This is a genomic window from Blastopirellula retiformator, from assembly GCF_007859755.1.
Taxonomy (GTDB): Bacteria; Planctomycetota; Planctomycetia; order Pirellulales; family Pirellulaceae; genus Blastopirellula; species Blastopirellula retiformator.
This window is the reverse complement of sequence record NZ_SJPF01000001.1, coordinates 1,374,595-1,399,198: the sequence shown is the minus strand read 5'-3', so window position 1 is coordinate 1,399,198 and position 24,604 is coordinate 1,374,595. Positions and strand designations below refer to the sequence as shown.

Genomic DNA, 24,604 nt, shown 5'->3' with positions numbered 1-24,604 from the left:
GGAAGCTCTCGACCTTGCCGTACATCGAACAGACCGCACTCATCGATCAGTTCGACTGGACGCAGAGCTTCAAGAGCACCGACGCCACGGTCAACTCGAACATTCTGAATGGCGTCGTCATCAGTGCGTTCAATTGCCCGTCGAACGTCAAACCGAAGAACAGCAACAACGTCTTCGGCTACAATCCCCGCAATCACCAGTACCACAACTACGTTGGCATTAACGGCGCCCTCAACGAATCGGCCTCGTCCAACAACGCCGACTCGGGTCGCTGCACCAGCTACTACGGCTGGAAGTGCGACAATGGCGCCTTTATGTACAACGAGATCACCGGCTTTCACTCCTTCACCGATGGCACCTCCAACACGCTGCTAATCGGCGAAGTCGCCAGTCGTGACTTGACCGTCGCCAACAATGGCGACAACGTTTACGGCTTGTTTGGCGGTTGGGCCGGATCGGGCAGCGCCGGCAAGTTCGACAACAACACCGATTACGGCGGCGGCGGTGGTTTCACCACCTCGGCCGATGGCCAGTTCTCGTCTCCGGCGGGCTTCAAAGCGCCCCGTGCCAACAGAGGCAAGGCTCCGACCGCCCTGGCGCCGGTCTCGTCAGAGTCGTAATCCGGCAACCTGTCCCGCTTTCCATCTCAAAAGGCCGAGCGAATTTCGCTCGGCCTTTTTTTGCGCGCCCTTCCCCCACACAACATTCCGGCCCGCAACCCAGCTGACTGTCTCGCCCTGAGAATTTTGTTGTCAAATCGATAGCATTTCGGGCCAGATTGCCCCTCGATCTTGCCGAGTCCGGTTTCTCTGAAAAATATTCAAAACCACCAATCCCTTACCCACAAAGGACTTGCGTCAATATCCTCCAGCCGCTGGCACATTCTGGCGCCAGCGATGCCATTACTCCCTTTCGACGCCAAGCGGCACAGTCGCCGCTCTGGATTATCGAGACGCCAACGCCGGGGGAAATAACCATGAAACGCCAAATCGCTCTGTTTTCGCTTGTCGCCGCCATCCTGATCGCCGCTCCGCAACTGGCCCAGGCGGGCCATTGGCAGTTTGGCGGTCGCATTCAAAGCGACACCTACTACCTGCATCAAGCGACCCATCGCTTGCACCAGTTGATCCATCACCGCACCGGATTTTCGCACCTCGACGACAAGGCGCATCACCTGGATGAAGCGGCCGCTCACTTCGCCGAAACGGCGGCGCATGGCGGTTCGCTCTCGCACCTGCGAGCCGACTTCCAGGAGACCGCTCGCGAATTGCGACATGTGCAAACGTTGCTGATCCATGCCTGCCACGTTCGCAACGATTGGTTGGTGCAGCAAACCTGGGCCGATGTCGAACGCGCCTTCGACCGCGTCTACTACGACCTCTACTCGCGTCACTGCGGGTTCATCAGCTACACCTGCCAGATCGGTGGACATTTCGATGATCATCACGGGCATGGGCACAAGGTGGGCGGATTCCCCCACAACGTGAATAAATTCCCGATTCAAAAGCCGAACCACAAGTTCCCGATCAACCAACCGCACATCGGCGGCACGATCAAGCTGGGTCCGGTGACGATCCAGACCAAGAAGGTCTTCTCCAACCCCAGCCGGAAGTGGAACAACCACTTCAACAAGGGCGGCTTTCACAAATAGCAGTCCGTTGATCTTTTCGACGGACTGCGTGATCGCACGGATGCGAGCCGCGAAGAGCTACGCTCTGAGCCTGGCGAGGTTGAAAAATGCCACGATGGCATTTTTCAACCGACAAATAGTCGCAGTGCGACGAACGTTAACCTACGAAAGGCCGACCTCCTCCCCGGGTGCGTCGGCTTTTTTATTGCCTTCGGCGAAACCTTCCCTCTAGAATCAATCCGATAGGGGAAACCTTTTCTGGGAGACGAAACCGATGAAAACCGCCATCCTTTCGCTGCTGGCCGCGCTGCTTGTCAGCGGTACGGCCCACGCCCAAAGTCTCTTCCCCGATCTCTACCGGGTGACGCCCGACGCCAACATGCTGCAGCAGTCGGCCGCCAAGCTCGGGTCAGAGCTAACCACTGCCGATCAGCCGCAACTCGCCTCGGCCGCCAACGAGCTGGCCAACAAGATGGAGCAATATCGCCAAGACGCCGGCCGTAACGCCAATCCGTATTATCTACAGCGCCGCTTCAGCAACGTCTCGGCCGCCTACAAGGAACTGGAGCGCGAACTTGACAGCCGTATTCCCGAGCCTCGTCCGTACGTGATCCGCATCGCCTGGCAGAATGTGCAGAAGTCATACGACAAACTCTATTACGACCTGTTCGGTTACGACACCGTTGATCCTTACTTTGGCCAACAAGCCGACTTCGCCGCCACGCCGCCGATGGACTACTACCAGCCGCTAATCGGCCGCCGCAGCTATTACTACACGACGCCGCTGATCACCAACCGCGTCGAGCGAACCACGACGACTATCATCCCACGAGTCATTCCGCTCCGGGCCGCTCCCGTTGATCCAGCGCCTGTCGTGCGGCCTCAACCACAACCTGCACGCCCCTTTGACCTGGATCCCAGCACCAAGGCGCTTGATTTGTAGCCCTGTTTCCGTGTGGCACTGCTGGACAAGCCAGCAGTGCCACACGCGACTCGATTTTCCTGGGACCGTGAAATCCGCATTCTTCCCGCGTCCCCCGCGTGCCGCTTCGCTCTTCCCCCAGGCGCCTGACCAAGCGGGCCCAATCTCGCTAAAATGCAGGTTTTGCTTCCCTGCCCCCGCTTTCGCTTGTGGAAACGCCGATGTCGCATGACCAGTACGAAAACCCGCTGATTTCTCGCTACGCCTCGAAAGAGATGAGCCGAATCTGGGGCGCCCAGCGCAAGTTCTCGACCTGGCGCAAACTCTGGATCGCCCTGGCCGAAGCGGAACAAGAGTTGGGCCTGCCGATCGCCGACGCCCAGCTCGACGAACTGCGCGCCAACGTCGATAACATCGACTTCGCCAACGCCGCCAAGCATGAGAAAGCGCTGCGGCATGACGTGATGGCGCATGTCCACGCGTACGGCGACATCTGCCCGCAGGCCAAGGGAATCATTCACCTCGGCGCGACCAGTTGCTTCGTCACCGACAACGCCGACCTGATCCTGCTGCGCGACGCGCTGCACCTGATCGAAAAGCGTCTGGCCGCGGTGATCTTGAAACTGGCCGACTTCTCCAAAGAATACCGCGCGCTCCCCTGCCTTGGCTTTACCCACTTGCAACCGGCGCAGCCCACCACGATCGGCCGGCGTGCCTGTTTGTGGAACTACGACTTGGTGATGGACCTGGAAGAACTAGAGCATCGCCTGGCGACGCTGAAGGCTCGCAGCTGCAAAGGAACGACCGGCACCCAGGCCAGCTTCCTGACGCTGTTTGATGGCGACCACGACAAGGTCCGTCAGCTAGAACAACGCGTCGCCGAGAAGATGGGCTTCGAGGCCACCTACGCCGTCACCGGGCAAACTTACTCGCGCAAGATCGACTCGCAGATCCTCGACGCCCTCAGCGGCATCGCCCAGTCGACTCACAAGATCGCGACCGACCTCCGCATCTTGTCGCACCGCAAGGAAGTGGAAGAGCCGTTTGAAGAGAAGCAGATCGGTTCGTCGGCGATGCCGTACAAACGAAACCCGATGCGGAGCGAACGAATCTGCGCCTTGGCTCGCTTTGTGATGAGCCTGCAGTCGAGCGGCGCCAACACCCTGGCGACGCAGTGGATGGAGCGGACGCTCGACGACAGCGCCAACCGCCGTCTGACGCTGCCGCAAGCCTTCCTGGCGATCGACGCGATCTTGATCATTCTCGAGAATGTCGCCAGCGGCATGGTCGTTTACCCAGCGATGGTCGGCAAGCATTTAGGCGAAGAGCTGCCGTTCATGGCGACTGAAAACATCTTGATGGCGGCCGTTTCGGCAGGCGGCGATCGCCAAGATCTGCACGAGAAGATCCGCGAACATTCGATCGCTGCGGGCAAGGTGGTCAAGATGGAAGGCAAGCCAAACGACCTGCTCGAACGTCTCCAGGCCGACCCCGCCTTCCCGGAGATCGACATGGAAAAGGTGCTCGAGCCGTCGCAATACGTCGGCCGTTCGCCGGAGCAAGTTGACGAGTTCCTGGAAGACGTCGTCGCCCCGATCCAGCATAGGTTTGAATATCGTTTGGCCGAAAAAGAAGAGCTGCGGGTGTAGTTGATCCAACAATCGTAGGGCAGGCCGTGCCTGCCGGATCGCGGGCGTATCCATTCGGCAGGCACGGCCTGTCCTACGAAAGAGTACCAATCAGAGACGAAATCCGAACGTCGCATGCGGGAGAGTTGTTCCGGCATTCGACGTTTTTGTTTGTGTGCGCGTTCCCACGCCTTGCCCTGAGGCAACGATGAATGGCGGCTACGCCACCATGACAATATGGATGTTTCTCCTATGTCCTCTGCGTCTATAAAACTTGACCACGATGGCTTCGTCCTCCTTCCTTCTCCTTTCGATCTGGCTGAGCTCGACCAAATAACCGCCGATCTCACGGCCGCGATCGAAGCGTCCCAGCGCGATGGCGAATCAATCCGCACGCGTGCCGGCGCCGCCTATGCCGCCCGCAACGTGCTGTCGGTCTATCCCGACGTCGCACACGTGTGGCGCAAACCAGCGCTCGTCGACATGCTACTAGAGGTTCTGGGCCGTGACTGCGGCTTGGTCCGCGTTCTCTACTTCGACAAGCCGCCGGAGAAAACCTGGTCGCTGCCGTGGCATAAAGATCTTACGATCGCGGTCCGCGAGCATGTCGGCCCCAGTCAGCAGTACGCCAAGCCAACCTTCAAGGCCGGCGTTCCGCATGTCGAAGCGCCGCTGGAGCTGCTAGAGCAAATGCTCACCTTGCGGATCCACCTGGACGATGTCGACGCCGAGAATGGCGCCCTGCAGGTGCTGCCCGGCTCTCACAAGACTGGCAAAGCGGCCGCCAGCGGTACGCCCCACCTTATCGGTTGTCATCGCGGCGACGTACTGGCGATGCGTCCCCTGCTGTCGCACGCCAGCGGTGAGTCGACGCCGGGCAGCAACCGCCATCGGCGGATTCTCCATTTGGAATTTGCCGCCGTGCCGACGCTGGCAGAAGGGTTCGCTTGGCAGCTGTTTCAAGCGGTTGCATGAACTACTGGGCTTTTTGGCGACGCCCGGCTCGCCCCTCAATTTAGATCCAACCTGCGCAAAACGACGTTTCGTTTCGCGTACGATAGAGATTCGAGCGAATGAAATTTTCGGCTCTATGCGGTAAATCGTCCCACTTTTTTCCGCGGCGGAACCTTAGTTTTCCCGCAGTTATTGCCCCTCGGCACAGAGACGCGTGGAGGGCGCAAAGGTGCGGCTGGAGCCATTATTCCCCACCATGCATACTCAATGGTTCGGTAACTGCTCGATGCCCTGAACCGGAATTCTATGATTCAAACCATGACCAACAGCGCCTCGTTGCCGACCGCGGCCCCCGTCCGCGGCGTGCGCATCCCCACTTTTACCTTTCACACCAGCGAAGAACTGGCTCGCCACGTCGCTCAGATAGTCGCCGCGGTGATTCGCGAACGCAATTCGTACGGCCAGAAGGCGGTCCTCGGTTTGCCGACCGGGTCGACGCCGACCGGCGTCTATCGCGAGCTGATCCGCATGCACCAGGAGGAAGGCCTCGATTTCTCGAACGTCATCACCTTCAATCTGGACGAGTACTACGGCATCTGCCCGACGCAGATGCAAAGCTACCACCGGACGATGTACGAGACGCTCTTCAACCACGTCAACGTTCCGGCCGAGAACATCCACATTCCCGACGGCAACGTTCCGCACAACGAGATCGACAACTATTGCCGCGAGTACGAACGGAAGATCGAAGAAGCTGGCGGCATCGACCTGATGCTGCTCGGCATTGGCGGCAACGGCCACATCGGTTTCAACGAACCGTTTTCGATCCGCAACAGCCGCACTCGGCTGTGCACGCTCGACCCGGTCACGCGTAAGTCGGCCGCCAGCGATTTCTTCCAGGAAGAAAACGTCCCGACCAGCGCGATCACGATGGGGATCGCTACGATCATGGACGCCCGCCGGATCTTGCTGCTCGCCTTGGGCGAAGGCAAATCGACCGTCATTCGCGAAACGGTCGAAGCGACGCCGTCTGACCGTATTCCGGCCAGCTTCTTGCAAGATCACCCCGACGCGCAGGTCCTGATCGACGAAGCGGCCGCCAGCAAACTGACCGACATCAAGACCCCTTGGGCCCAAGGAAGCGTTGACTGGACCGAATCGCTGATCAAGAAAGCGGTGATCTGGCTCTGCCAACAGACCGGCAAGGCGCTGCTGAAGTTGGATGACGACGACTTCCGCAAGTTCAACCTGCACCAGTTGCTGCGTCATCATGGCCCGGCCGGCTCGCTCGCCCACCGCGTCTTCAAGTGGATGCAAGAGACGATCGAATATCACCCGGCCGGTAAAGAGCGAAAGAAGACGATCTGCTTTAGCCCGCACCCGGACGACGACGTGATCAGCATGGGCGGGACGCTCATCCGCCTGGTTGAAGATGGTCACGAGGTCCACATCGCCTACATGACCAGCGGCAACATCGCCGTCTTTGATCATGACGCCCAGCGGTACGCCGACTTCGTCAGCGAGTACAACCGGATGTTCGGCATCGACGGGCAGCGTTCGCTAGAAGTCGAGCAGGAAGTGGCCGGCTCGCTCGCCTCGAAGAAGCCTGGCGAACCCGACATCTTGTCGGTGATGAACATCAAAGGGCTAATTCGTCGCAGCGAAGCGAAAGCTGGCGCCTTGAAGGTGGGCTGCAAAGAAGAGCATTTGCACTTCCTGGACCTGCCGTTCTATCAGACCGGTACCGTCTCGAAGAACCCACTCGGCCAGGAAGATGTCGACATCATCTACAACCTGCTGATGCAGGAGCAGCCTGACCAGGTTTACATCGCCGGCGACCTGTCGGACCCGCACGGCACGCATCGCGTTTGTGCGATGGCGATCTTCCGCGCCCTGAAGCGGATCGAAGAAGAAACGGGCTCGCGTCCCGACGCGCTGCTCTACCGCGGCGCCTGGCAAGAGTACCCGCTGCACGAGATCGAAATCGCCGTTCCGCTCAGCCCGGGCGACATCAACCTGAAACGGCACGCGATCTTCATGCACGAAAGCCAAAAAGACCGCGCCCTCTTCCCGGGCAGCGACCCTCGTGAGTTCTGGCAACGCGCCGAAGACCGCAACAAGGGAACCGCCGACAGCTACAACCAGATCGGCCTGCCCGAGTACTTTGCGATCGAGGCGTTCGTCCGCTGGAATGGGATACCGCTGTAAGGAAAGCGGATAAGAGCTGGCTGCTTTTTTGATCGACAATTTGCTTCGAGCCGCGGTCTTTGGACTGCGGCTCTTTTTGTGCCTGCGATGTGCTTCGAATTGGTAGGATGGTAGGCGATCGGTTTATTACATTTAAGGAACGCAGATGTCGCAGTCGCTATCGGTCATCTCCGCCGCCAATCGTCGCCCTTTTCGACTTGTGCCATCCGCTTCGGGGCGACATCAGTTTGGCGGTTCTCTGCCCTATCATGGACTCTGCCCCGCTGGCTCGGATGTGCCGGTCCAGTTGTTGGCGTCGCTCGCTTTGACCGACGAAGCGATTCCATTCGTCGCCGAGCCGACGCTAAAGCGGCTCCCGCTCTACTATCCGTTCAAATACGGCAGCGGCGGAGGGGCGATGCAGTATGGAATTGTTTCCGACAACGAGATCCGCATTCTCTGGATCGGCGATGAGCAGGCAGACGAACCGGACTACCAGTGCCTGCAGGTCGAACAACTCCCATCGATGCCGCTCGATTTGGTTCCGCTGGCCTATGAAGAAGCCCGAATCCTGGGGTTTCTCCGCAGTGACGGTTACTTCCAACCAAACGCCGAAGACAATCAAATCCTGGACGATCTCGACATCAATCACCTGATTTCATGCGGAGGCGGGCTCAGGCACGTTGATAACTCTGGGCCGATCGTTTGCCGCAATCCTGCGTGCGATCAACACAATCTAACGACCGCCTTTCAGCCAATCGCCATGATCCCGCCGATTCCGGTGAACGGGGAAGAAGAGTTTTGGTACGAATACCAAGGAGCCTACATGGACTTTTGCTTCGTCCTATGTGAGTTCTGTGGGACGGTGATCACCTTTAACGTTGCGTCGTAAAACCGTCGCCTAGCGCCGCAGTTTTTTTGCGTCTCGGCAATGCTCTTCCACAAAACTTAACGCTGATCGGGAATAATTGACTTCGTCCTAACGTGGAGTTGGATTGATGTGCAGACAGATTCCGTTGACGCTCCTCTGTTCGTTTATAGCGACCGGGCTCGCCTGGGCCGAGCCAATCGCCATCGATCCGGATCTTCCGCACTATCACCCGGTCGACTCGCTCTCGGGCACGCTACGCCTGATCGGCTCCGATACGATGAACAACATCGTTCACCGCTGGGCCGACGGCTTTACGAAGATCTACCCCAACGTCGATGTTCAAATCCGCCAGAAAGGAGCTTCCACCGCAGTCGGTGGTCTGCTGAGCGGCGGCGCCGACTTGGGGATGTCGACCCAGGCGCTTCGCGAATCGGAACGGTTCAAGCTACAAGCGAAGCTCGGCGGGCCGCCGGTTGAAATAGCCATCGGGGCGAACATGACGGCGATCTTTGTGCATCGCGACAATCCCATTGCCTGCTTGAACATGAAACAGGTCGACGCCATTTTCTCTAGTACGAAGAAAGCGGACCAGCACGACATCACCACGTGGAGTCAACTGCTGCCGCCAACTGCCCCCATGGCGAACCAGCCGATTCGCCTGTACGGACGCAACAGCGCCAGCCAAGTTTACGGCCAGCTGAAAACGACCGCACTGCTTGGCGGAGATTTCAAATCAACGATTATCGAGATGCCGGGCAGTCAGTCGCTGTTGCAAGCAATCGCCGGCGACGCCAATGGCTGTGGATATACTGGCATCGGCTATCAAACTCCAGCGGTGCGGGCCGTGCCGATCCAAGTCGGCGAAACGACGATCCCCCCAACGATCGAGAACCTCGACCGCTATCCGCTGACGCAAAAGCTACGACTGATCTACATTGTGCCGAGTGGCGAAAAGCTCGATCCGCTGTTGGCCGAGTTTATCCGCTTCGTCTATAGCCAAGAGGGACAAAGCGGCTTGGTTCGCGAGGGATTCGCACCGTTGGCAGAATCGCGGGCACAAAGCGGTCGTTATTCCGTCTGCCCGCGTCCCCAGAAATAGCCCGAGGGGCTACTTCACCTCAAACTCGTACTTCGTCACCTTCGGCTCCGAAGTCGAGTCGGGGAAGATAGAGGTGATGGTGGCGGTCACTTTGCCTTTGCCGGTCAGCTTCAGGTCGTACTGTTTGATCTGCATACCCAGCAGCAGGTCTTCGCCTTTGACCTTTTTAACGAACGAAATCATGTCGACTTCGGCCGGGCCTTTGATTTCCATTTTGATCCGTGATCCAGAAATCGCTTCGCCGGTCAAGCGAACATAGTTGCTCTGTTCAACGGCGAACGGCTTGTCGTCGACCGGGATCACAACGTAACGTTCTTTCTCGTTGCCCTGCGAAAGGGCGACGCCGCTCATCAGCGTAACGAGAACAAACAGCGGAAGCATGGTCTTGATCATGGCGAGACTCCAAACAAGCGGAGGGGAGAACGGGAACAGGTCGACGCCCGACTGGCGGACTTCCCCAAAATGTAGCACCTGCCGCTGGCCAGTCGTTGGCTGCGACGCAGAATCGACTCGTTTTCGCCGCCCGGAAATCGGCACAATCCCACCAAAAAACCGCCGGCCCAATGGGACGGCGGCCAGATCATCGTCGTAGTGGTAAGCGAGCGATCGAAAGCTATGGCGAAGTAATCGAAGAGGGAAACGTGCGTGCAAACTCGTCAGTCGCGTGCTGATAGCCGGCGCCGACTTGTTGTCCCATGATGCCGATCGCCGCAATGCAGACGACCAGGATCATCGCGAGCATTACCGCATACTCTACTGCGGTAGGCCCCTCTTCGGAGAGCAGGAAGTGGATCAAGTGAGACATGTGACTGGGTTCCCGGATAAGCTATTGACCCTGGTTTATTCGTGTCCCAGGAACCACCAGGATCTTAAAGCGAAGGAAGTTGGTTGTATTGGAACCCTAGTTCACAATCGACTAAATAGCAAAAACCGGGGGGGATACTTTATTGACATTTGCCGAGGACAACGGTGTACAAACGCTATTGACCTATGTACAGCCGTATATTATGCTTACTGGAAGGTAAGTGAACTCACCCCTGGAGACCGGTCTAATGGCCTCTTCCAACTCGACCAGCGCACTCGATCAACTGACCCAACGTCAACGTGCCGTTTTCTCCTTTATCCGCGACAAGATCGTCTCGCGGGGCTATGGTCCGACGGTCCGCGAGATTGGGGACGAGTTTAAAATCAGCTCACCCAATGGCGTGATGTGCCACCTGAAGGCGCTCGAGAAAAAAGGGTTGATCTCCCGCCAGCCCAACATGTCGCGAGCCATTCAGCTAACCTGCGACGAAGCGGATGAAGTCGGTTTGCCACTGGTCGGCCAGATCGCCGCCGGCGTACTGCACGAAGCGATCGAGCAAAAAGAGCTGATCGATTTCCGCGACATGTTCGCCCGGCACGACCAGTTTGTGCTGGCCGTCAAAGGGGACTCGATGATCGAGGCTCACATCGAAGATGGCGATTACGTCGTCGTCCGCAAACAAACCAGCGCCCAAACCGGCCAAATCGTCGTCGCCGAGACCGAAGATGGCGAGGCGACCCTCAAATACTGGTTCCCAGAAAAGAACCGCATCCGTTTGCAGCCCGCCAATTCGTCGATGTCCCCCATTTATGTGAAAAACGCCAAGGTCCGCGGCGTCGTGGTCGGGGTCGTGCGGAAGATGAGTTAGGCGCTTGGCCGCTACCGAAGCTTAACCATTTCGCCGTTGGTCAGGTCAACGCCGCTAAAGCGTTTGCTGGCTTCGCCGAAGACCAGCATCACGTTTCCGTCGATGACCTTGATCAAGGTGCTGCCGATTATTGGCTTCGCCTTGCTGCCGCTGGACAGCTTCGCTTTCGCCCAAACGCCATGTTTAGCGCCAAATCCGTAAACGAAATCTCCATGGATCACCGCCGCTAGTTTACCGCCAATAACCGGGATTCCAGGCGTCTTGGGGTCGTCCAATTTAATCGACGCCCACCGGCTAGTCTCCACGCTGTATCCATAGGCGACGCCCTCATGGACGAACACGGCGACATCTCCGCCGATTGCCACCGGCGAACCCTCCCCAGGCAATGGCGTAGAGAACTCGACCTTATCCCAATCATCGCTCTCAGCGTTGTAGGCCAATGCGCAGTCGCGCGAGTCTGGGATCACGATCAAGAGTGGTTCCGCATCGATGTAGCCGTTATAGCGGCGGGCATCGCCAAAGCCCTGAGCATAGACAGGGGTGAGCGTCGCCAGAACCAGAAACGCCGCCAGAACGAATTGGGTAGCTCGGCAAACGCGCATGTCGTAGACCTTATCGTTTCGTGAGGAGACAAGTTTCATTTCTCGTCATCCTAACGCTCCGCAACGTCCCCTGCGAGAATTTTGCACGATCCATCAAGAACGCCGCATGCTCGGCGTTTAGCATGCGGCGTTTTCTGATTTTGACGAAGCTCAATCGCTTCAGGCCGATTTGTCCATGCTCGACGCCTGGTTGAGCTTGTTGTAAAGCGTCTTCAGGCTCACGCCCAATTCTTCGGCCGCTTGCGGTTTGTTTCCTTCGTGACGTTCGAGCGCCTGGTAGATCGCCTGCATTTCCAGTTCACGTAGCGATAACGGCCCGATCGCTTTCAACACCGGCTTGCCAGCGGCAGCGCCTCCGGCGCCAATAGCGCCGTCGCCGCTGGATCGCCCAAAGCGACGAGGCAAATGATCAGGCTCAATCGGCGGCTCTTCGCACAAGATCGTCGCATGTTCGACAACGTTGGCCAGTTCACGCACGTTGCCCGGCCAATCGTGCGACTTCAGGGCGCGAATCGCGTCAGTCGAAAAGATCGTCTGCGTCATTGGCACATTCGGCCAGAAGCGACGGCAGAGGTGTTCGGCCAACAGCGGAATGTCTTCGGTCCGTTCGCGGAGCGGCGGCAGATGGATCTCGAACGTATTGATGCGGAACATCAAGTCTTCGCGGAAGTCCCCTTCGGCCACCATTTGTTCAACGTCGCGGTGCGTGGCGCAAACGATGCGGACGTCGATCTTCATCGAGTCGTTATCGCCGACGCGGCGGATCTCGCCGGTCTCCAGCACCCGCAGCAGTTTCGCCTGCAGCGACTTCGGCAGTTCGCCGATTTCGTCCAAAAAGAGCGTGCCGCCGTTGGCGACCTCGAACAAGCCGATACGCGTATCCTCAGCTCCGGTAAAAGAGCCTTTGCGATGCCCGAACAGTTCGCTTTCGATCAGGTTCTCTGGCAGAGCGCCGCAATTGACGGCGACGAACGGCATCTCGACGCGGTGACTTTGATCATGCAGAGCGCGGGCGACCAGTTCTTTACCGGTACCGGTTTCGCCCCGGATCAGCACGGTCGAATTGGTCGGCGCCACTTTCGAGATCAAGCGTCCCACCTGCTGCATGCTGGTCGAATCGCCGATCAGGTTCGACTTACCTTCCAGCTTTTCCAACCGCGTTTTGACCGCGCGATACTTGCGGGTCAATTCCCGCTTGTCAGCGACCCGATCGAGCAGCGTCTGCAGTTCGACCAAACGGCAAGGCTTGGTCAAGTAATCGAACGCACCGAACCGCAACGCCGAGATCGCCGATTCGGTCGACGACTTGCCGGTCAGGACGATCGCCTCGGTCTCGGGCGAAAGTTCTTTCGCTTTGCCGATCACCTGGATGCCGTTCAGTCCCGGCATATCAAGGTCGACCAGAATGCAGTCGTACGTATTGCGCTCGAGCGCAGCAACGGCAGTCAAACCGTCGGGGCAGACGGTAACTTCATGTCCCAAACGGGGCAGTTCGAGACTCATCAGTTTTTGCAACGACTTCTCGTCGTCGGCGAAGAGGATCTTCAACCGACTAGGCTGCTTGGTAGCGATGGTGTTGCTCCTTCCCTGGCGTGCTAGCGGGCAATGTAATTCGGAATTCCGACCCGCACCCCGGTCCTTCGCTGTGCGCGTCGATTTGCCCGCCGTGATCGGCGATGATGCGATACGTGATGGATAAACCTAGCCCGGTACCCTGTCCGTTACGGCGGCGAGTGAAGAAGGGTTCAAACAAGTGTTTCTTCACTTCTTCGGTCATGCCGCAACCATTGTCTCGTACCGTGACGATAATCTGATCGTCGTCCAGCGATCTCAGTTCGACGTTGACCTCGCCGCCGGGGTCTAAGCTGTCCAATGCGTTGGTGATCAGGTTCAGCATGACCTGCTTCATCTCTTGCGGATTGACCGGAGCGATCGCCGCGTCGCGTGAATTGAAGTTGACCTTCTTTTCGCGGTACTTGCCGAGATGGCTGACCATGTCGATCACATTGCGGACAAGCTCGCCCAGGTCGGTGTCGGCCTTTTCGACATCTCCCAGACGCGAGTAGTCGAGCAACCGTTCGGTGATTTCCTTGCAGCGGAACGCTTCGTCCTGGATCATGCCCAGGTAGTTCCGCAGCAGTTCGACGTCGTCGACGCTGCAGACCGCTTGCTCCGCCTCTTCGGCGGGCAGCGCTTCGGCCAAGCGACTTTGCAGCGACTCGGCGCAGAAGGCGATCGAAGCGAGCGGATTGTTGATTTCGTGAGCGACGCCGGCGGCCAGAAAGCCGACGCTGGCGAGTTGCTCGCTGCGGACCACTTGCTTGGTTCGCTCTTGGACCTGGCCATCAAGATTGCGGCGAATCTCTTCAAACCGCTGCGTCATGGCGTTCATCGCTTCGGCCAGGATGCTCATCTCGTCGTGCGTGTTCAAGTGAATGCGGTGCGAAAAGTTGCCGCTGGCGACCATCCGCGAGCCCTTCATCAAGACCCCGAGCGGGCAGAAGATCCAAACCCAACAGAGCCACATGAAGACGCCGAGCGACGTGACGCCGGCCAGCGTGGCGGAAACGGAGATCACGATCCCGGCTCGATATTGGCTATGGGCTTCGTCTTTCAGACGCTGCATCCGCTGAATCAGATAGCTCGGCAACTCCATCGCCAGCGTGTGCAGGCTGTCGAGGTCCCGTTTTAACATCGTCTTGTCGACCAGTCCCAACACCCAGTCGCCGTTGTTGGCTTCGCTTTGAATCTTGGCGATCAATTCGTCGATCTTGCGAATCGTCTCGCGCTCGTACGAATAGTCGCTCATGTCGTTGGCAAGCGCGTCGTTCGATTCCAGTTGCTGCTTGTAGACCTGCAGCGAACGTTCGACATGCATCAACCGAGCGGCGAACTCCTCGCGCTGCAGCGAGGGATCAAAGCCAGAGACCGCATCGTTTTCTTTTGGTTCGGGCGAAGGATCGAACGACGACGGAAAGCCGTCGTGATTGATTTCGCGAGATTGCCCCAGCATGTGACGCAGATCGGTCACCGCCAGGCTGAAGTCGATGGCGAGCGGCAGTTCGCTGGCGCGTACGCTGACGCTGCGCGCCAAGCCGCGGTAGCTGTAACTGCACCAGACGGCCGTGGCGGCCAGACCCAGCACAATGGCGGTCAGCAACACCGCGCCAATCAGCATCTTGTCCCGAATCGGGCGTCGGGTAAACACAAGCGACCTCCTTGTCGCAACCGATCGCCACCTTGGGCGAGACATCCATCGTCTCGCCGCGACCGGCGATCGCCTGGAGAGTGTAGCAAGCTTCGCCGTGACGATTCAAGCCGAACCGGGCGACTTGCCGCTAGTAGCGCCAGACCTTCCGCAGGTAGTAGAGACTGACCGCCAACAGGGCCAGGTTGCCGATCCACACCGCCTGAGGCGGCAGCGCCCCATCTTTCGCTCGATCGACGGCGAACGCTAGCAGCGGGTAGAAGACAAGCAAGACCGGCAGAAACGCCATAAAAAAGCTGGTCACAAAATCAGGGTTCCGCTGCTTGATCGCTAGCGGCACGCCCAGCAGCACAAAGAACAAACAGCTGAAGCCGTTCGCCCATCGCCGCCAAGGCTCGGTCCGCAGACGATTGATCTGCCAATCGACGAAGGACGCATCAATCCGGGGGGCCCTTTGCTCGTCGTCCAAGGTCGCCAACTGCGAGAAACTGTTCCAAGCGACGTCCGCCTCCTCCAGGCTCTTGACCAGTTCACGCTCTTCCCCCAGCACGGTGGCGATACGGGACGATGCGATCTTCGACGGACTACGACTTTCGGCCGAAAGCTCGTCATTGAGCGAGATGATATGGTCGAGTTGGCCAGGATGCTCGAAGACCCCTTGGCTTGATCCGTCGCTTTCGATCCGGCTGTCAATCAGCGAAATAATCAACTGGTTATTCTCGTCGCTATGCAGTTCCGCTTCGGCGGCCGAGATCAACAGTTGCGGCGAAGTAGGAGTCGCCGCGGCGACAATTTGCGGACGCATGAGCCGCCGGCCGTCGACTTCGCGGACCAGGATTGAGAGCTTCTCGTTGCTAAACGACTTGTGCGTGCGGAGCATGCCATAGGCGATTTCCTCGAACGATTGCACCAGCACCCGACGCACCCCTTGGCTGCCCCAGGAGACGCCAACATCGTTCAGCCAAACGCAAACGATCGACAGTACCAGGGCGACCGCGTAGGCGGGCCACAGCGCTACTAGCGGAGAGACGCCGGAGGCCTTTAGCGCGGCCAGTTCGTTGCCGGACGACAGCCGCCCGTAAACGCTGCAGGAGGCGAACAGGATAGTGCCGGGAATCGAAAACCGAAGCGCATCGGGAATCATGTACGGAATGATCCGGGCGATCGGACCAGGGCCCAGACCTTCGCGCAGCGCTTGTTGCACGACGCCGACCAAAACGATCAGCAACGTCAGCGCGCCGAGCGCCAAAAAGAAGATCTTGAGGATCTCCCACAAGATGTAGCGGGTAATGATTCGCATTGCGGGTCGAAAAGAAACGGGCGAATTCGTGCGAACTCTAGCAAGTTCCCGCAGACGACGGAACGACAGTTTCGTTCCCAGCAAGCGAACGCCCCAAACCGGTAGAGCCGCGACCTAAATCAAGTCGACCTTCGACTCATCTTCCAGCGGGTTCTTCTTTTTGCTCTGCATCCGAATCTGTGCCATCATCGCCCCGATGCAGATCAAAAAGAGCCGCGTGGCGTTAAAGTAGTCGCCCGCTGCTAGCTCGAGCTGGGCCTGACTGCGCAGTTGGTTGACCCGATCCCAGTCGAGCTTCCATTGGTTGGTTTCCGACGCCTCGCGGAGTTCGACCACGGTCGCCGCCAGGTTGCGAGCGACGTTCTCGGTCGTGTTGCAGGGGGTTTCCTCATACGGTCCGCGACCAAGCCGGCGCTTGGGAGTCGCCTTGATCGGCTCATCTTCAACCGGGCCTGAATACATATAGACCGCCCCAAATACGAAGGCCGCAAACGCCGCCAGCCCGGCGATGACCGCCTCGAAGGGACGCTGCATGTAGGCCAGCGACACCGTCGCAAACCCAAACAGCAATAGCAGCGCCCAAACGGTCCAGGGCGGGTTTCGCAGCTTCTGGCGGGAAGGAGGATTCGCCGGGCGAGTCTCTTCCATGATCAGCGGTTCGCTGTGGGTGGGATCTTGGGTGATCGCCTCGCCGGTGATCTTCACCACGATAACGGTAATGTTATCAGGCCCCCCGCGCAGGTTCGCCAAGTCGACCATCAGTTGGACGGCGTGCGCCGGATCCAGCGTTTTCAGAATGATGGCGATTTCGTCGTTACGCAAGGGGCCGGTCGCTCCGTCGCTGCAGACGAAGAACGTATCGCCCACCTGCAGCGGGAAGGGACCTTCCAGATCGACTTCGACCGTCGGCCCTGGGCCAAGCGAACGAGTGATGACGTTCTTGGGAATCGCGTCGTACACGTCGGCGGCGTCGAGCCCCGCGGTCGCAGCCCGAATTTCCCAGGCCATCGAATGGTCGAACGAGAGTTGCTCGAGCTTATCGCCCCGCAGCCGATAGACGCGACTATCCCCCACATGCGAGACGATCGCACCTTGCGGCAAGATCAACAGCGAACTACAGGTCGTCCCCATTTTGTGGAACGCCGAGTTCTCTTCTCCTTTGCGATTGATGATCGCATTGGCTTCTTCGACGGCGGTGACGAGCGCATCGGGAGGCGTTTTTTCGATGTACTTGCGATAGAGATGGCCGACGCGGTCAACCGCGATTTCGCTCGCCAGTTCGCCAGCGGCGTGGGCTCCCATGCCGTCGGCGACGACAAACAGGTGCCCCCGCTTTCGCCATTCGTCCCAATTGGCCGAGAGAATGACGCCGTAGTGGTCCTGGTTGTTGCTACGGCGCATCCCCACATCGCTGAGCGCAGCGATCTGAATCGTGTTATGCCACGTATGGGACTCAACCGACATGCGTCGCTCTTCTCCGGTCCAACAATTTCCGCCAGAAAGCGGCCCTACCTATTATTTACGGAAACCTGCGATATTAAAGCGGAATTTTTGCGTCAACAAGTACTTACGACGAAAAGATTTAACTTCGATTCCCGTTTTCGTCTAGCCGCTGCCGCAGCAGATTGCTAAACTTCGCCCCCGCTTCAACCTAATTTAGATCGGAATCGGCCCATCGGCATGAACCGTCGGACTTTCCATTTTCGTAACTTTCTGCTGCTGACGCTGCTAATCGCCTGCGCCAGCACCGGTTGCGTACGTCGCCGGATGAATATCCGCACCAGCCCTCCGGGGGCGGTGGTGTACGTCGACGATCAGGAAATCGGCGTGACGCCGGTCTCGGCCAATTACGTCCATTATGGCACGCGCGAGATCCGGCTCGAGAAACATGGCTACGAGTCGGTGTCGCAGCTGCACACCTTCAAGCCCCCCTGGTATGAGTACCCGGTGATCGAGTTCTTTAGCGAGAACCTCTGGCCGTGGGAAATTCGGGACACTCGGGATCTCGACTTCGCGATGGAACCGCGGCGGATCGTGCCGCCGGAAGAACTGCGGAGCCGCGCCGAGCAACTTCGCTCCAACGCCCAGGCCGGTTACGTCACGCCGCTCGCCACGCAGGTCGATCCGGCCGTCAACGTGACGCCGCAAAATCAACCGCAACTACTGCCCCCGGTAATGCGTCCCGAGACGCTACCCGATGGAGGCTTCGTATTGCCGCCGCCGGTACTTGGCCAATAAAAGAAGACGCCGGCAGGCTTCTCAAGCTTTCGCGCTGCGGGTTCATACAGAACGCGCAACACGCCGATTACAACGACGTATGCTTAGCAGTCCGTTGATTTCCTCGATGGACTGCGTGATCGCACGGATGCGATCCCAAAATAACGACGTAAGTCGTTATTTTGAGAGCCGCGAAGAGCTATGCTCTGAGCCTGGCGAGGTTGGAAAATGCCACGATGGCATTTTTCAACAGGCTGTTAGACGATGTCGAGCGGATTCCCCTGATCGTCGTAACGCACCAAGCCGAACCATAAAAAGATGACGACGCAAATTGGTAGGTAGACCAAGCTGACGCACATCAGAACGTTACTGAGCGTCGACAGATAAAAGGCGCCGCCGATGATCAGCATCCACAACCACCAGGTCGATTTCCAAAGCGAGTAATAGCGTTTCATCGTTATCCATTCCCTGATCTTAGTTTTGAAGTGTGACCGCTTCCGACTGGCCAACCTTGGCCAACAATGCATCGCGTCCAATGCGGGCGCAGTAGTCGCCGAATCCCTCTTCGCCCTCTTTTTCCGCCGTGTAACGAGCCAACAGCGGCGACAGCTGGGCCGGAATCTCTGCCAGTGGCGTCGCCTCTTGATAGACGAAGCCGATTCGCGTTCCTTGCGGATTCCCCCCCAGGTAGATTGTGTATTTGCCGACCGACTTGCCGACCAGGCCGATGTCCGCCATATACGGCCGGGCACACCCATTGGGGCACCCGGTCATCCGAATCGAAATCTGCGACTCGGCGAGTCCATGCTCGGCCAGCACCGGCTCAAGCTGATCAATCAGCTGCGGCATGACCCGCTCTGACTCGGTAATCGCCAGACCACAGGTCGGCAGCGCGGGGCAAGCGACGGCAAACCGCCGGGCGAGCGACAGCTCGTCGACCGATTTCATCCCGTACTCCTGCAGCAGCGTTTCGATGTCGCGGCGGTCTTTCGGATCGACGTCGCACAAGATCACCGACTGCAGCGGCGTCAGGCGAGTCTCCATTCCGTACCGCTGGAGGATCGCTCGCAGACCGCTTTTGATTCGCACTTGGTCGACATCGGCGACGCGGCCGTTCTCGATGTTGATTCCGTAGAACAGCTTACCGTCTCCCTGGACATGCCAGCCGAGATGATCGTCGATGCCAGTCACGGGCGCGTGTCGCGGTTCCGGTAGCGGTTCGCCGTAGTACTCTTCGACCTTCGCTTTGAACTTGGCGACGCCCCAATCATGCAGCACGTACTTCAGCCGGGCTCGCTTGCGATCGTCGCGATTGCCAAAGTCGCGTTGCACTTTGACGATCGCTTCGCAAACGGCGATCACGTTTTCGGGAGTGGCGAACGTCAGCTCGTCGCCAAGGCGCGGAAAGGTCTTGTCGGCCGAGGGGGTATTGCCCATCCCGCCGCCGACGATCACGTTGTAGCCGACCACCTGGTCCGCTTCGATAATCGCCAGCAGACCGACGTCCTGCGTGTAGACGTCGATGCAGTTGTCGGTCGGCTCGGCGACGCCAAACTTGAACTTCCGCGGCAAATACCGCTCTCCATAGATAGGCTCGGCGACCGGTTGGAACTCGGCGTGATTTTCCTTGTTTCCTTCTTCGTCGGTCAGCCAGAGTTCGTAGTAAGAGGAGGACTGCGGCCGGAAGTGGACGGAGATCTGCCGCGCGACCCCTTGCATCTGCTCACGAACCGGGTTGTTTTTGTACGGCACCGGGCAGCACATCACATTGCGGCTGACGTCGCCGCAAGCGGCGTAGGTCGAAAGTTTGATCTGGTTGATCGTGCGGATCGTCTCCTTCAGGTCGCTCTTGAGCACGCCGTGCAGCTGAAAGCCTTGCCGGGTGGTAATCCGCAACGTGCCGTTCCCCAGGCGATCGCACAAATCGAGCTCGGCCAGAAACTGCTCGGCCGTCACCTTTCCGCCGGGAACTACGGTCCGGATCAGGCACGAGTAAGCTTTCTGCTTTTTCGTACCATCGGCGTTCTTCTGCTTGCGGACGTCGCGGTCGTCCTGCTGATAGCTGCCGTGGTACTTGAGCATCTGAATCGCGTCGCCCGAAAAGTCGGGACGCTCGTTCTGCAATTCCTCCGCTAGCGTCCCCCGCAGCTGGCGGCTGCCTTGCTTGAGAAGTTCGATTTTGCTGAGAGTCGTCTGGCTCATCGATTTGCTCTTTCCGGGTCACCAAGAGAAGTTGCTTTCCACGTTTGCAAATATCGAGACTTGCCCCACATAAATCAAAGACATAAAATTCATTAAACGCATAACCTGAGTCTATATCCATGAATTTGCACCACTTGGCGATCTTTCACGCCATCGCCGAAACCGGCAGCGTCAGCCTGGGCGCCGAGCAATTACTGATCAGTCAGCCTGCGGCGTCGAAACAGCTGAAAGAGTTTGAAGCAGCGTTGGGCGAGCAATTGTTCGACCGCACCGGCAAGGGACTGCGACTGACGACGGTCGGCAAACTGCTGAGCGAATATGCCCGAAAAATCTTCACGCTCGAAGCGGAAGCGGAACAGGCGGTCGCCCAATTGCGAGAAGTGAGCCGCGGCGAGCTGTTCGTCGGCGCCAGCACCACAATCGCCGGGTATCTATTGCCGCAGGTTTTGGCCCGCTTCCATCAGCAGCATCCTCAGATTCGCGTCCATGTCTCGGTCGGCAACACCGCCTTCGTCCATCAGCAGGTGCTCGACTATCGCGTTGACCTGGGCCTGACCGAAGGGTTTGTGGAAGAAGCGGGCCTTACTTCGACAAGCTTCGCCGAAGATGAGTTGGTGGTCGTCGCTGCGGCCTCGCATCCGCTGGTGAAGAAGCGGAAAGTGAAAGCGACCGACCTAAGCGGGCAGAGCTTTGTACTGCGAGAATCAGGATCCGGCACCCGGGCCGTCCAAGAGCAGGCGATCTCGCTGTGCGGCGTCGAAGTGAAAGAGCTAATGACCCTTAGCAGCACCGAAGCGATCAAGCATGTGGTCGCCGCTGGCGTCGGACTGGCGATCGTGTCGCGGTTGTCGGTCGAAGCGGAGTTGACCTCCGGCGAGCTGAAGGCGATTCGCCTGGCGGACCTGAAAATTCCGCGGCCGTTGCACTTGGTGCAGGCGCAGGATCGATTTGCCGGTCCTGCAGCCAGGGCGTTCAATGACGTTTTGCGCGATCAGTAAAAACGGCACCCCTGGTCTAACGCATAAAAAATGGGCTGCCAGATTTGGCAGCCCATTTTGATGATTGGCGCTATCGCGGCAGGCACGGCCTGCCCTACCTTTACTTTTTAAAGGCGGCGTCGTTTTCGTTGCCAGCGCTGCGGAGGTAGGCGATCAGGTCGAGGATCTCTTCCTGGGTCAGCGTGTTGAGCAAGCCGCTGGGCATTTCCGATTGCGGCGAGTGCTTCATGCCGTCGATTTCGTCTTTCTTCAGCACGGTCAGCTCTTTGGCGAACGGGCCGCTACGGACCTGGTACTCGTCGTCGGTTTCGCTGATGATCCGGCCGACCAGGATGTCGCCGGTATCGGTCTGGAAGATCGTGTTGACGTATTGATCCGAAACAACCTTCGACGGCAGGATCATCGCCTCCAACACATAGAGCGGAGCAAAGCGATTGCCGACGCCGGTCAGGTCCGGACCAGTTCCGCCCCCCTGCCCCGCGAAGCGATGGCACTTGGCGCACTGGGCGGCTTCAAAGGCGACGCGGCCTTTCTCGAAGCTGCGTCCCGATTCGACCTGCGGCAACATGCCGACAAGATCATCGACCTGCCAGTTGTGGACGAACTGGCGCGTCGTTTCGAGATTAGCAACCTCTTCAATCTGGCCGCCATCCATGATCTCCTTCAGTTCGGCCAAGTCAGCCTTGGCCAGTTTCTCGGAGGCGTTATCGCGAATCTGCATCACGAACTTCTTGAAGCTATTGCCGCCGCGGTACTTGGTCTGGGCTAGGTTCATCCAGCTGAAGTAAGCCTTCCGCTGATCCATGGTCCAACCCTTCTCGGCATTCCGCAGCACAAAGGCGTAGAACATCTGCTCTTGCTGGGTTTGCCCTGCGAACAGTTGCTTCATCCCCTTCTCAACGATGCCCGGGGCTTCCAGGTAGACCAGCAAGTTGAACAACTCGCGGTTCAGCTTTTCGCTGTCTCCCGGGAAGCGGGGATCAAGGACCGCGATGACCGCTTCGTTGGCCGCGTCATTCTGCTTGCCGCCCAGGCGGATGTAAGCGAGCTGGTAAACGCGCAAGGCGTCTAGAATCTGCTCTTCACTCATCCGGTCGTACGGCAGCGTGTTCAACTTCTCCAAGACAGCCGTTTGATCCACCTTGTCGCCGGTGCGGCACAGGGCGGCCAAGGCCTGGATGGTGGCGTTGGCGTTGGTCTCGGCCAGGGCTTTGTCCTTCCAAGCGGCGAGGTCCTGGTTTTCGAGCGCGACGCGGGCCGCGTAGCGAATCGCCCGATCGTTGCTGGCCAGGCTCGGCCAGATCTTGCCGAGGGCGCCGTCCGGTTGGGTCGTGTGGAGCTTTTCCAGTTCACGACGTAAGGCGCGAGCCTCGCGACCTTCTTCCCCTTCGGTCGTGGCGACCGGCGCGGTCGATTCCGGACCGTCGTAGGTCACACGGTACAAGCCCGATTGCGTACGACGTCCGCCGATCGTGAAGTAGAGGGCGCCATCTTTCGGATTGACGACGATGTCGGTGACCGGCAGCGGTCGACCGGTGATGAACTTCTCGAAGTTGGCCGTGTAGGTAGCGCCTTGCGGAGTCATCTGCACCGCGTAGATCACGCCATAGGTCCAGTCGTTGATGTACAGCGCGTTTTGGTACTTGGCCGGAAACTTGGCGCCCAGGCCCATCTCGATACCGGTCGGCGAACCGAGGCCGATGTCGACGACCGCTCCGACGCTGTCGACGTAGTAATCGGGCCATTTGCCGGTACCATATCGCCATCCATATTCAGCGGCCGAAACGGCGTGATTAACCCGAGTCGGGCGATACCAGGGCGATCCGGTGTCCCACTCCATGTCGGCGTCGTAAGTGAACAACTCGCCGTCGGCGTTGAAGGCGATGTCGTACGGGTTACGGAAACCGGCGCAAATCAGCTCCCATTCTTTTCCGTCCCTATCAGTCCGGGCAATCCAACCGGCGGGCGCCATGCGGCCGGTCGCGTGGCCGTTGCCGTCGGGATTGCGCGGCAGCAGCAGATCTTCGGCCCAGTTCTTGTGCGGGGCTCCCACTTCGCCGCCTTGCGGAATGTTCGTATGGTTGCCGGCGATGACATAGAGCTTGCCATCCGGCCCCAGGCGAATCGCGTGCGGACCATGTTCGCCGCCGCCATTGAACTTCTTCAGCAGTTCAACCTTGTCGTACTGATCATCGCCGTTGGTGTCGGTCACCTTGTAAAAACCGGAGCCCTGCGCGGCGCCGCCGTTGACCGAAACGTAGAGCGCGTCGTAAGCGCATAGCAAGCCTTGAGCGGCGCCGATCGCCACGTCTAGCTGTTCAATCTTGGTCGTGGCGGCGTCTTTGCCAGGCGTGACGCGGAAGAGCCCGCCATATTGATCCGAGCAGATCAAGCGACCTTGCGGGTCTGCGGTCATGCTGACCCACGATCCCTCTTGGCCCAGCGGCACCGAGTAAAGGCGTTCGACGGTGAAGCCCTCCAGCGTCTTGATGTTGTCGACCGGGGTCGCTTCTCCGGGAGCGGCGGCGACGGCGGCCACGTTCACATTGCCCCACGGCTGCATGCCGAGCTTGCCAAGTACGTAGGCGTTTTTCCAATCGGCTTTGAAGCCGGCACGATCCCAACCAGGCGCCGATTTGGTCGAGACGCTCCAGCTGTCGTCGCTGACGAAGGTCTGCTTCTTGCCATCTTTGTATTCGACTTCCAGCTTCAGCAGCATCGCCGCGACGCCAGAATCGTTCTTGCCGGCGGCGGCGATCAACGCACGATCGTCGCGAATCAGCTTGGTGACGTTCGCCTTGCCCCAGGTCGCCCAGTCATCGTGCTGAATGACCGGCTTGCCGTTGAAGGTCGCGCTAATGTGGTTATCGGCGGTGGCGTACAACGTCGCCTGTTTGACCGGACCGGTTAGTTGGACCTCTTTGCGGACATAGACCGTTTCATTGTCGGCCGCACTGTTGGATTTCCAGATCCACATCGGCGTTTGCGCGCAAGCGACCGATGCAAAACACAAAAGGACAAAGCATGACGCGAGACGACACATTCGGTAGGACTCCCAGAAAAGGGGCGAGGGTGCTCGGTGAATTTGCGGAAGGAGGGAAAACGAACTTGCC

Annotated in this window: 21 protein-coding genes; 11 read left to right on the top strand and 10 right to left on the bottom strand. The window is 58.8% G+C overall.

Annotated elements, in window-relative coordinates:
• Nucleotides 1-14 precede the first annotated feature (14 nt).
• The 8 genes from Enr8_RS05785 (at nt 15) to Enr8_RS05750 (ending at nt 9,291) form a co-directional block, all read left to right on the top strand.
• Nucleotides 15-620 carry a DUF1559 family PulG-like putative transporter gene (locus Enr8_RS05785; RefSeq protein ID WP_186767453.1) on the top strand — a complete coding sequence of 202 codons (606 nt, stop codon included), beginning with the start codon at nt 15-17 and terminating at the stop codon, nt 618-620.
• Nucleotides 621-976: 356 nt separating this feature from the next.
• Nucleotides 977-1,651 (top strand): hypothetical protein, encoded by a 675-nt coding sequence (locus tag Enr8_RS05780; protein WP_146429631.1) that lies wholly within the window; start codon nt 977-979, stop codon nt 1,649-1,651.
• Nucleotides 1,652-1,904: 253 nt separating this feature from the next.
• Nucleotides 1,905-2,573 (top strand): hypothetical protein, encoded by a 669-nt coding sequence (locus tag Enr8_RS05775; protein WP_146429630.1) that lies wholly within the window; start codon nt 1,905-1,907, stop codon nt 2,571-2,573.
• A 200-nt stretch (nt 2,574-2,773) separates the two neighbouring features.
• A complete protein-coding gene (gene purB, locus Enr8_RS05770) occupies nt 2,774-4,201 on the top strand; it encodes an adenylosuccinate lyase (RefSeq protein ID WP_146429629.1) in 1,428 nt (475 codons plus the stop codon).
• A gap of 231 nt (nt 4,202-4,432) precedes the next feature.
• A complete protein-coding gene (locus Enr8_RS05765) occupies nt 4,433-5,155 on the top strand; it encodes a phytanoyl-CoA dioxygenase family protein (RefSeq protein ID WP_146429628.1) in 723 nt (240 codons plus the stop codon).
• A gap of 285 nt (nt 5,156-5,440) precedes the next feature.
• Nucleotides 5,441-7,342, top strand: a complete 1,902-nt coding sequence (gene nagB, locus Enr8_RS05760) for a glucosamine-6-phosphate deaminase (protein WP_146429627.1) — start codon at nt 5,441-5,443, stop codon at nt 7,340-7,342.
• Between the two features lie 145 nt (nt 7,343-7,487).
• Nucleotides 7,488-8,213 carry a hypothetical protein gene (locus tag Enr8_RS05755; protein ID WP_146429626.1) on the top strand — a complete coding sequence of 242 codons (726 nt, stop codon included), beginning with the start codon at nt 7,488-7,490 and terminating at the stop codon, nt 8,211-8,213.
• 106 nt (nt 8,214-8,319) lie between these two features.
• Entirely contained in the window at nt 8,320-9,291 is a 972-nt protein-coding gene (locus tag Enr8_RS05750; RefSeq protein ID WP_146429625.1) for a PstS family phosphate ABC transporter substrate-binding protein, read from the top strand.
• Nucleotides 9,292-9,300: 9 nt separating this feature from the next.
• Here the strand turns inward: Enr8_RS05750 and Enr8_RS05745 are convergent, their stop codons facing one another.
• Together Enr8_RS05745 and Enr8_RS26015 are read right to left on the bottom strand one after the other, a co-directional pair.
• Nucleotides 9,301-9,684: a hypothetical protein gene (locus Enr8_RS05745; protein WP_146429624.1), complete on the bottom strand. Its 384-nt coding sequence runs from the start codon at nt 9,682-9,684 to the stop codon at nt 9,301-9,303.
• Nucleotides 9,685-9,904: 220 nt separating this feature from the next.
• Nucleotides 9,905-10,096 (bottom strand): Flp family type IVb pilin, encoded by a 192-nt coding sequence (locus tag Enr8_RS26015; RefSeq protein WP_146429623.1) that lies wholly within the window; start codon nt 10,094-10,096, stop codon nt 9,905-9,907.
• 247 nt (nt 10,097-10,343) lie between these two features.
• Here Enr8_RS26015 and lexA point away from each other — a divergent pair, with 247 nt between their 5' ends.
• Nucleotides 10,344-10,964, top strand: a complete 621-nt coding sequence (lexA, locus tag Enr8_RS05735) for a transcriptional repressor LexA (protein ID WP_146429622.1) — start codon at nt 10,344-10,346, stop codon at nt 10,962-10,964.
• Nucleotides 10,965-10,975: 11 nt separating this feature from the next.
• Here the strand turns inward: lexA and Enr8_RS05730 are convergent, their stop codons facing one another.
• From Enr8_RS05730 to Enr8_RS05710, 5 genes are all read right to left on the bottom strand, one after another.
• Nucleotides 10,976-11,605, bottom strand: coding sequence for a PQQ-binding-like beta-propeller repeat protein (locus Enr8_RS05730; RefSeq protein WP_146429621.1), 630 nt, complete (start codon nt 11,603-11,605; stop codon nt 10,976-10,978).
• 120 nt (nt 11,606-11,725) lie between these two features.
• Nucleotides 11,726-13,114 carry a sigma-54-dependent transcriptional regulator gene (locus Enr8_RS05725; protein ID WP_146429620.1) on the bottom strand — a complete coding sequence of 463 codons (1,389 nt, stop codon included), beginning with the start codon at nt 13,112-13,114 and terminating at the stop codon, nt 11,726-11,728.
• Between the two features lie 4 nt (nt 13,115-13,118).
• Nucleotides 13,119-14,774, bottom strand: a complete 1,656-nt coding sequence (locus tag Enr8_RS05720) for a sensor histidine kinase (protein ID WP_186767452.1) — start codon at nt 14,772-14,774, stop codon at nt 13,119-13,121.
• Nucleotides 14,775-14,904: 130 nt separating this feature from the next.
• Nucleotides 14,905-16,074, bottom strand: coding sequence for an LptF/LptG family permease (locus tag Enr8_RS05715; protein ID WP_146429618.1), 1,170 nt, complete (start codon nt 16,072-16,074; stop codon nt 14,905-14,907).
• Nucleotides 16,075-16,188: 114 nt separating this feature from the next.
• Nucleotides 16,189-17,538, bottom strand: a complete 1,350-nt coding sequence (locus Enr8_RS05710; RefSeq protein WP_146429617.1) for a PP2C family protein-serine/threonine phosphatase — start codon at nt 17,536-17,538, stop codon at nt 16,189-16,191.
• Nucleotides 17,539-17,754: 216 nt separating this feature from the next.
• Between Enr8_RS05710 and Enr8_RS05705 the strand changes: the two genes are divergently transcribed.
• The gene (locus Enr8_RS05705) at nt 17,755-18,312 is read left to right on the top strand and encodes a PEGA domain-containing protein (RefSeq protein WP_146429616.1); all 558 of its coding nucleotides are present in this window, start codon (nt 17,755-17,757) and stop codon (nt 18,310-18,312) included.
• Nucleotides 18,313-18,548: 236 nt separating this feature from the next.
• On the opposite strand, the gene Enr8_RS05700 is transcribed toward Enr8_RS05705, so the two are convergent.
• Both Enr8_RS05700 and Enr8_RS05695 read right to left on the bottom strand, forming a co-directional pair.
• Nucleotides 18,549-18,746, bottom strand: a complete 198-nt coding sequence (locus Enr8_RS05700; RefSeq protein ID WP_146429615.1) for a hypothetical protein — start codon at nt 18,744-18,746, stop codon at nt 18,549-18,551.
• A gap of 19 nt (nt 18,747-18,765) precedes the next feature.
• Nucleotides 18,766-20,493 carry an NADPH-dependent assimilatory sulfite reductase hemoprotein subunit gene (locus Enr8_RS05695; protein WP_146429614.1) on the bottom strand — a complete coding sequence of 576 codons (1,728 nt, stop codon included), beginning with the start codon at nt 20,491-20,493 and terminating at the stop codon, nt 18,766-18,768.
• A 119-nt stretch (nt 20,494-20,612) separates the two neighbouring features.
• On the opposite strand from Enr8_RS05695, the gene Enr8_RS05690 reads away from it, so the two are divergent.
• On the top strand, nt 20,613-21,491 hold the full coding sequence (locus tag Enr8_RS05690; RefSeq protein WP_146429613.1) for a LysR family transcriptional regulator: 879 nt from the start codon (nt 20,613-20,615) through the stop codon (nt 21,489-21,491).
• A gap of 100 nt (nt 21,492-21,591) precedes the next feature.
• Here the strand turns inward: Enr8_RS05690 and Enr8_RS05685 are convergent, their stop codons facing one another.
• Nucleotides 21,592-24,468: a c-type cytochrome gene (locus tag Enr8_RS05685; RefSeq protein ID WP_146429612.1), complete on the bottom strand. Its 2,877-nt coding sequence runs from the start codon at nt 24,466-24,468 to the stop codon at nt 21,592-21,594.
• Between the last annotated feature and the right edge of the window lie 136 nt (nt 24,469-24,604).

Bases quoted from the DNA above. Each gene is read 5' to 3' on its own strand.
- Enr8_RS05780 (WP_146429631.1), top strand. From the start codon at position 977: ATGAAACGCCAAATCGCTCTGTTTTCGCTTGTCGCCGCCATCCTGATC.
- Enr8_RS05775 (WP_146429630.1), top strand. From the start codon at position 1,905: ATGAAAACCGCCATCCTTTCGCTGCTGGCCGCGCTGCTTGTCAGCGGT.
- purB (WP_146429629.1), top strand. From the start codon at position 2,774: ATGTCGCATGACCAGTACGAAAACCCGCTGATTTCTCGCTACGCCTCG.
- Enr8_RS05765 (WP_146429628.1), top strand. From the start codon at position 4,433: ATGTCCTCTGCGTCTATAAAACTTGACCACGATGGCTTCGTCCTCCTT.
- nagB (WP_146429627.1), top strand. From the start codon at position 5,441: ATGATTCAAACCATGACCAACAGCGCCTCGTTGCCGACCGCGGCCCCC.
- Enr8_RS05755 (WP_146429626.1), top strand. From the start codon at position 7,488: ATGTCGCAGTCGCTATCGGTCATCTCCGCCGCCAATCGTCGCCCTTTT.
- Enr8_RS05750 (WP_146429625.1), top strand. From the start codon at position 8,320: ATGTGCAGACAGATTCCGTTGACGCTCCTCTGTTCGTTTATAGCGACC.
- Enr8_RS05745 (WP_146429624.1), bottom strand. From the start codon at position 9,684: ATGATCAAGACCATGCTTCCGCTGTTTGTTCTCGTTACGCTGATGAGC.
- Enr8_RS26015 (WP_146429623.1), bottom strand. From the start codon at position 10,096: ATGTCTCACTTGATCCACTTCCTGCTCTCCGAAGAGGGGCCTACCGCA.
- lexA (WP_146429622.1), top strand. From the start codon at position 10,344: ATGGCCTCTTCCAACTCGACCAGCGCACTCGATCAACTGACCCAACGT.
- Enr8_RS05730 (WP_146429621.1), bottom strand. From the start codon at position 11,605: ATGAAACTTGTCTCCTCACGAAACGATAAGGTCTACGACATGCGCGTT.
- Enr8_RS05715 (WP_146429618.1), bottom strand. From the start codon at position 16,074: ATGCGAATCATTACCCGCTACATCTTGTGGGAGATCCTCAAGATCTTC.
- Enr8_RS05710 (WP_146429617.1), bottom strand. From the start codon at position 17,538: ATGTCGGTTGAGTCCCATACGTGGCATAACACGATTCAGATCGCTGCG.
- Enr8_RS05705 (WP_146429616.1), top strand. From the start codon at position 17,755: ATGAACCGTCGGACTTTCCATTTTCGTAACTTTCTGCTGCTGACGCTG.
- Enr8_RS05700 (WP_146429615.1), bottom strand. From the start codon at position 18,746: ATGAAACGCTATTACTCGCTTTGGAAATCGACCTGGTGGTTGTGGATG.
- Enr8_RS05695 (WP_146429614.1), bottom strand. From the start codon at position 20,493: ATGAGCCAGACGACTCTCAGCAAAATCGAACTTCTCAAGCAAGGCAGC.
- Enr8_RS05690 (WP_146429613.1), top strand. From the start codon at position 20,613: ATGAATTTGCACCACTTGGCGATCTTTCACGCCATCGCCGAAACCGGC.
- Enr8_RS05685 (WP_146429612.1), bottom strand. From the start codon at position 24,468: ATGTGGATCTGGAAATCCAACAGTGCGGCCGACAATGAAACGGTCTAT.